The sequence below is a fragment of the Roseisolibacter sp. H3M3-2 genome (assembly GCF_029211165.1).
In the GTDB taxonomy this organism is placed as follows: domain Bacteria; phylum Gemmatimonadota; class Gemmatimonadetes; order Gemmatimonadales; family Gemmatimonadaceae; genus Roseisolibacter.
This window is the reverse complement of the sequence record NZ_JARGEK010000241.1, coordinates 1-7,518: the sequence shown is the minus strand read 5'-3', so window position 1 is coordinate 7,518 and position 7,518 is coordinate 1. Positions and strand designations below refer to the sequence as shown.

Genomic DNA, 7,518 nt, shown 5'->3' with positions numbered 1-7,518 from the left:
GCGCGCGTGCTGGTGGCGCGGCGCGGCGGCGCGGTCGACACGCTGCGGACCGACGCCGGGGGGCGCTTCGCGCTGCCGCTGACCGGACCGGGGAGCGCCGAGGCGGACCCGCCGGTGGGGCTGCGCGTGGTCCGCGACGCCGGCGCGCGCGACGCCTGGTTCGGGGCCGCGGCCCCCCTCCCCGTCCCGTTCGCCGGCGCGCCCGCCGACGTCGTCCTGCTGCCGCGCCGGTGGACGGTCGCCGCCGGGACCTACCGAGGCGCCGAGGTCGCCATCTCGCTCGACGCCGCGCGCGCCGGCGCCGCCGACGGCTCGCGCTTCTGGCGGGGCGCCCGCCTGACGCCGGACGTCGCGGCCGGGGAGCGCGCCGGCGCGCCGGTCGGCTGGCCCGACGAGCGCCGCCCGATCCCGCTCGCCGTCCGCGGCCCCGCCGCCGACTCGGCGGCCTTCTGGGCCGTCGCCCGGGCGCTGGAGCGCGACTGGGGGAGCCCGCTCTTCCGCCCGGTCCCGGCGCGCGACGCCGAGTCGGGGGAGTGGAGCGGGATCGCCGCCCGGGTCGCCCCCGGCATCACCGCCGCGGGGTTCGCCACCGTCACGTGGGACGGCGAGGGGCGGATCGCCGACGCGCTGGTCGAGGTCCGGACGCGCGCCCTGCTGGCCGACCGCCACGTGGCCGGCCACGAGCTCCTGCACGCCCTCGGCTTCGGCCACGCCTCGCGGTGGCGCTCGATCCTCGGCGGCGGCGCCCACCCGCCGGGCGACGGGCCGACCGCCCTGACGCTGGAGGACGTCGCCTACGGCCACCTGCTGGACGCCGCGCGGCGGGTCGCCCGGCGGACCGGGGCGGCGTACGGGCTGGGGGAGGCGACCGATCGGTGAGGCGAGATCCGGCGGGGCGCCATCCGGTGAAGCCCCCCTCGGATCTCCCCCCACCCGAAATCGCTTTATCGGATCTCGCCCCTCCGGGCCCCTACTTCCCTGTCATTGTGACAGTTAGCACATCCGGCGCGTTCTTCCCGCCGGCGGTACCTTGACCGCTCGCTGACCCGTGCTGGGGCAACGCTGCCTCCGCCGGTGCCGTATACCCGAGACCATGCCGAAGTCGTCCACTCGGGCCGCGCCCGCCTTCTGGGCCGCCCTCTCGTTTGCCGTGCCAGCCGCGCCCGCGCTGCGCGCGCAGGTCGTCACGCCCGTCCCCCGCGCCGGGAGCGCCGTCGCCGATTCGGCGCGCACCGACGCCATCCCGCTCTCCCTCGACGACGCCGTCGCCCGCGCCCTCCGCCTCGGCGACGAGGTGCAGCAGGCCGAGACCGCGATCGACGCCACCAACGCCCAGGTCACCGTCGCGCGCTCCGCCGCGCTGCCGCAGCTGCGCTTCGCGGGCAACTACCAGCAGGTGCTCGAGAACGCGCGCGCGACCATCGTCGGCTCGGTGTTCGGGCAGTCGTACACGTACCAGGCGAACGCCACCCTCTCGCAGCCGGTCTTCCAGGGCGGGCGCGTGGTGGGCGGGCTGCGGGCGGCGAGCCGGCTGCGCGCGGCGACCCGTCTCGACCTCGACGAGGCGCGCGCGCAGCTCAGCGTCGACGTGCAGCGCGCCTACCTCGGCGCCCGCGCCGCCGACCAGCTGGTCGGGATCCAGGAGCGCAACCTCCAGCTCTCGACCGAGCGCGTGGCGCAGGCCGAGCAGCTCGAGCGCGCCGGGCGCGCGGCGCGCTACGACGTGCTGCGCGCGCGCGTCGAGCGCACCAACCTCGAGCCGCTGCTGATCCAGGCGCGCAACGACCGCGAGCTCGCGTACCTCGAGCTGCGCCGGCTGCTCAACCTCCCCACCGACCGCCCGCTGCGGCTGACGACCACCGTCGCCCAGGACTCGTCGGCGGTCGAGGCGGTGCTGCGGAGCGCCGAGGAGATGGGGCGCGACGCCGCCGGGCGCGCGACCGCCGCCGGGACGCCCGACGAGGCGGCGCCGGTCGGGGAGCGCGCGGCCGTGCGCTCCGCCGAGGCGACCGTCGACGCGCGGCGCGCCTCGATCCGCGTGGCGCGCGCCGACTTCCTGCCGACGGTGAACGTGTCGCTCACCTCGGGCTTCCTGGCGCTGCCGACGACGGCCGGCTTCCCGACGCGCCTCGGGCGCTCGGGGGTCGAGTTCTGCCCCGCCGGCTCCCCCGCCACGCGCATCTGCCAGAACAACGGCTTCTTCGCCGACCGGTCGTTCCGCGTCGACGTGGCGTGGCCGCTGTTCGACGGGCTGCGGGCCAAGGGGAACCTCGACCTGGCGCAGGCGCAGGCGCGCACCGCGGAGCTGCAGCTGGCGCAGACGCGCGAGCGCGTGGCCGTGGAGGCCGCGCAGGCCCGCGCCGCCGTCGAGCGCGCGCGCGCCCTGTACGCCGCGCAGCGCGCCAACGCGACCGACGCCGAGGAGGCGTTCCGGCTGGCGACGCTGCGCTTCCAGCGCGGCCTCGGCACCCAGCTCGAGGTCTCCGACGCCCAGCTCGCGCTGCTCACCGCGCAGACGAACGCCCTGCGCGCCACCTACGACGTCTATCTGGCGGCCGCCGAACAGGCGCGCGCGCTCGGCCGGCCGATCCCGACCCCATGATCAACGATCCGCGTCATCCCGCTCGGCGCTCGGCGCTCGGCGCTCGCCATCCTCGCGCGGCGGAGCGAGCGCCGGGCGCCGAGCGCCGAGCGATCCGGGGCGTCGTGCTCGGACTCTCCGTGCTCCTCGCCGCCTGCGGCGAACAGGGCGCCAACGCCGCGCCGGCCAAGGGCGGCCCGGGCGGCGGACCCGGGGGCGCCGGCGCGCAGGGCGGCCCGGGCGGCCGCGGGCGCCCCCCGCTCGTCCTCGCCGCCGCCGACGTGGGCGAGGTGAAGCGCGGCAGCATCGAGGCCGGCATCCCGCTCTCCGGCGACCTGCGCCCGCTGCAGACCGTGGTCGTGCGCGCGCGCATCGAGGGGAACCTCACCGGCGTGTACGCGCGCCCCGGGCAGTCGGTGAGCCAGGGGCAGCTGCTGGCGCAGTTCCAGCCGAACATCCAGGCCGGCGACCGCGAGAGCGCGGCCGCCGACCGCGCGAGCGCGCAGACCGAGGTCAGCACCGCGCAGTGGAACCTCGAGCAGACGCGCGAGCTGTTCCGCGCCGGCGCGGTCGCCGAGCGCGAGGTGCGCGTCGGCGAGCAGGCGCTGGCGGCGGCGCGGGCGCGGCTGGCGGCCGCCGAGGCGCGGGTGCGCACCACCGGCGAGAGCCTGGCCGACACCCGCGTCGTGGCGCCGCTGTCCGGCGTCGTCGAGTCGCGGGCGGTCGAGGGGAACGAGCGCGTGACGCGCGGCGCGGAGCTGTTCACCATCGTGCGCGGCGACCGCCTCGAGCTGGCGGCGTCGGTGCCCGAGCGGCTGTCGTCGGCGCTGCGCGCCGGGCAGTCGGTGCGGCTCAGCGCCGACGGGCGCACCATCGAGGGGCGGGTGGCGCGGGTGAGCCCGACCATCGACCCCGCGACGCGCGCGGTGACCGTGTTCGTCGAGGTCCCGAACCCGGGCGGCGCGCTGCGCGGCAACACGTTCGTGACCGGGCGCGCGGTCGGGCGCACGATCAACGACGCGGTGCTCGTGCCGACCACCGCGCTGCGCCAGGCGCAGGAGCAGGTCGGCGCCGGGCGCGGCGAGGGCTCCAACACGTTCGTGTACCGGCTGCGCGGCCAGACCGCGGAGCGGGCGCCGGTGAACCTCGGGCTGGTGGACGAGGCGGCCGGCATCGCCGAGGTGGTCGAGGGGCTGCAGCCCGGCGACCGCGTGATCGTCGGCAACGTCGCCGGCGTCGGCCAGGGCACCACCGTCCAGATCCTCGGCGGGGAGCGGCCGGGCGGGAACGGCCGGCAGGCCGCCGCCGGCCCCCGCGCCGCCGACAGCGGCACCCCGCGGAGCACCCCATGATCCTCTCCGACGTCTCGATCAAGCGCCCCGTCTTCGCCACCATGCTCATGGTGGCGCTGGTCGTCCTGGGGGTGGTCAGCTACGGGCGGCTGGCGATCGACGAGTACCCGGACGTCACGCGCCCGGTGGTCAGCATCCAGACCAGCTACCCCGGCGCGTCGCCCGAGGTGATCGAGCGCGAGGTCTCCAAGCCGATCGAGGAGGCGGTCAACACCGTCCAGGGGATCCGCGAGGTCACCTCGACCTCGTACGAGGGGAACTCGAACGTGCGCGTCCTGCTGGAGCTCTCCACGAACCCGATGGAGGCGCTGCAGGAGGTGCAGGGGAAGGTCGCGCGCATCCGGCGGCAGCTGCCGGAGGACATCCAGGACCCGGTCATCCAGCGCTTCGACCCGAACGACTCGCCGATCATGTCGATCGCGCTGCAGAGCGCGGAGCGCCCGGTGCGGGAGCTCACCGACATCGCCGAGGAGGTCGTGGCGACGCGGTTCGAGTCGATCCCGGGCGTCGGCGGCGTGAACGTGGTCGGCGGCGCGGCGCGGCAGATCAAGGTGCAGCTGGACCCGGCGGCGATGCGGGCCTACGGGGTGGCGCCGCCGCAGGTGATGGCGGCGCTGCAGCGCGAGAACCAGGAGGTGCCGGCCGGGCGCGTGAAGAGCGGCACCATGGAGCGGCTGGTGCGCGTGACCGGCCGGGTGCGCGACCCGAAGAACTTCGCCGACATCAGCATCGGCGAGCGGCGGACGGGGGCGACCAACGTCCCGGTGCGGCTGGGCGACGTGGCGACGATCGTCGACGGGACGGCCGAGCGCCGCTCGGCGACGCTGATCGGGCGCGGGACCGACCAGGACGCGATCGCGGTGGCGGTGGACGTCCTCAAGATCTCGGGGAGCAACACCGTCGAGGTGGCCGAGCGGGTCCGGCAGGCCGCCGACGAGCTGGATGGGACGCTGCCGCCCGACGTCAGCCTGACCGTGATCCGCGACGACTCGCAGCGCATCCGCCAGGCGCTCGACTCGGTGGAGCACGAGCTGATCCTGGGCGCGATCCTCTGCGTCATCATCATCTACTTCTTCCTGAACTCCTGGCGCTCGACGGTCATCACGGGGCTGGCGCTGCCGATCTCGATCATGTCGGCGTTCTTCGCCATGTGGATCTGCGGCTTCACGATCAACACGATGACGCTGCTGGCGCTGTCGCTGGCGATCGGGCTGCTGATCGACGACGCCATCGTGGTGCGCGAGAACATCGTGCGGCACCTGGAGATGGGGAAGGACCACGAGCGGGCGGCCAAGGAGGGGACCGACGAGATCGGGCTGGCGGTGTTCGCCACCACCATGGCCGTGATCGCCGTGTTCATCCCGGTCGCCTTCATGGGCGGGCAGATCGGGAAGATCTTCTTCCAGTTCGGCGTGACGGTGGCGGCGGCGGTGATCGTGTCGCTGTTCGTGTCGTTCACCCTCGACCCGATGCTGTCGAGCATCTGGCACGACCCCGAGGTGGACCTGCACCACCGGGGGGCCGACGGGCACCTGGCGGTGGACGCCCCGCCGCGGAAGCGGAACTTCATCCAGCGCTTCGCCCAGCGGTTCAACGACCGGTTCGAGGCGATCGCCGACCGCTACCCGCGCGGGCTGGCGTGGGCGCTCGGCCACCGGCCGCTGGTCGTGGGGCTGGCGGGGGCGTCGATCACGGTGGCCTTCCTGCTCGTCGGGAAGATCGGCTTCACCTGGCTCCCCGACTTCGACGGCGGCGAGTTCAACGTCGGCTTCCGCACGACCCCCGGGTCGTCGCTGGAGTACACGATGGACCGCGGGCTGGCGGTGGCGCGCGAGCTCCGGAAGAGCCCCGAGGTCCAGTTCACGTACCTGAGCATCGGCGGCGGCTTCCGCGGGTCGCCGAACAGCGGGTCGATCTACGTGCGGCTCTCCCCCAAGGCGGAGCGCGCGCGGTCGCAGGCGGACATCCAGACCGCGCTGCGGCGCGCGCTGCCGCAGATCCCCGGGGTGCGGGCGAACATCAACGGGACGCAGACGATCTTCGGCGGGTTCGGGCAGCCGATCCGCATCAACGTGCAGGGCCCGGAGCAGTCGCGGCTCAAGCTGGCCGCGGCGCAGGTGTACGAGGTGCTGCGCCGGGTGCCCGGGGTGGCCGAGCCGCAGTCGAGCGAGGAGGGGGACATCCCGCAGCTCGACGTGCGGGTGGACCGCGACCGCGCGTGGGCGGCGGGGCTGGGAATCGGGCCGATCGGGACGACGATCCAGCCGCTGTTCACCGGGCTGCGGGCGACGGAGTGGGAGGACCCGCAGGGGTACTCGCACGACGTGGTGGTGATCTACCCCGACTCGCTGCGCGCCTCGGCGGCCGACGTGGCGAACATCGTGATCCCGAGCTCGCGGCAGGACCCGCGCACCGGGCAGCCGGCGATGGTGCCGCTGGCCGAGGTGGCGGAGGTGCGCCCCGGGGTCGGGCCGCAGCAGATCGAGCGGTCGATGCTGGAGCGGCAGGTGAGCCTGTCGGCGGGCGTGCTCCCCGGCTTCGCGATGGGCGACGTGGCCGACCGGGCGGCGGCGGCGATCGACTCGGTGGGGCTGCCGCCGGGGTACCGCACGGTGTTCCGCGGCGACGTGCAGAACCTCGAGGAGACCAAGGGCTACGTGCTCGAGGCGGTGATCCTGGCCGTGGTCTTCATCTACCTGATCCTGGCGTCGCTGTTCGGGAGCTTCGTGCAGCCGCTGGCGATCATGCTGGCGCTGCCGCTCAGCTTCATCGGCGTGGCGGTGGCCCTCCTGGCGACGGGGGGGAGCCTGAACGTCTACACGATGATCGGCATCATCATGCTGATGGGGCTCGTGACGAAGAACGGGATCCTGCTGGTGGACTTCGCGAACCAGCAGCGCGAGGCGGGGATGAGCCGCGTCGACGCCCTGCTGTCGGCGGCCCGGACGCGCCTGCGCCCGATCATCATGACCACGGCGGCGATGATCTTCGGCATGGTGCCGCTGGCGCTGGCGCTGGGCGAGGGGGCGGAGCAGCGGGCGCCGATGGGGCGCGCGGTGATCGGGGGGCTGATCACCTCGACGGTGCTCACGCTGTTCGTGGTGCCGGTGGTCTACACGCTGCTCGACGACGCGGCGGCCTGGCTCAAGGCGCGCTTCCGCGGGCCGCAGCCGGCGCCGTCGGCGCCGACGCACGCGACGCACGGGGCGCCGCCGCGCGGCGCGGAGCCGGTCGCCGGCGACTGACCGGCGAGCGAAGACGACGACGTCCGACGCGCGCGCGGGCGGCCCGAAACGGGCCGCCCGCGCGTTTTTTTCGCGCATGGCGCGCCTTTTTCGTCTGCGTCTCTTGACGACGCGCTTCCGCGCCCTTACTACGTCGTCGTTGCAGCGCGCATCACGCATTCGTTCGATGCGCACGCGGCGCCGAGGCGCCGCCCCCGCTTTCGTCGCGTTGTGCATCCAACCCCCGGTTCTCCCGCCCCCCGCACCGTGACGCGCCGACCCGGCGCGTCGTCGACGTCGCGACCCGCGCGCGCGCACGCCGCGCGCGGCGGCTGCGTCGCCGGGGGGCCGAGGACCGCGG

General features: G+C 75.2%; 3 protein-coding genes and 1 pseudogene. All 4 read left to right on the top strand.

Annotation, left to right across the window (positions count from 1 at the left end):
* A pseudogene (locus tag PYV61_RS17375) lies at positions 1 to 879 on the top strand (hypothetical protein); the annotation flags it as partial.
* Between the two features lie 271 nt (positions 880 to 1,150).
* Positions 1,151 to 2,602: a TolC family protein gene (locus PYV61_RS17370; RefSeq protein ID WP_275833916.1), complete on the top strand. Its 1,452-nt coding sequence runs from the start codon at positions 1,151 to 1,153 to the stop codon at positions 2,600 to 2,602.
* Positions 2,603 to 2,706: 104 nt separating this feature from the next.
* Entirely contained in the window at positions 2,707 to 3,933 is a 1,227-nt protein-coding gene (locus tag PYV61_RS17365; RefSeq protein WP_275833914.1) for an efflux RND transporter periplasmic adaptor subunit, read from the top strand.
* Positions 3,930 to 7,178 (top strand): efflux RND transporter permease subunit, encoded by a 3,249-nt coding sequence (locus tag PYV61_RS17360; protein WP_275833912.1) that lies wholly within the window; start codon positions 3,930 to 3,932, stop codon positions 7,176 to 7,178. Before PYV61_RS17365 ends, PYV61_RS17360 begins: the two co-directional genes overlap by 4 nt.
* Positions 7,179 to 7,518: the final 340 nt, after the last annotated feature.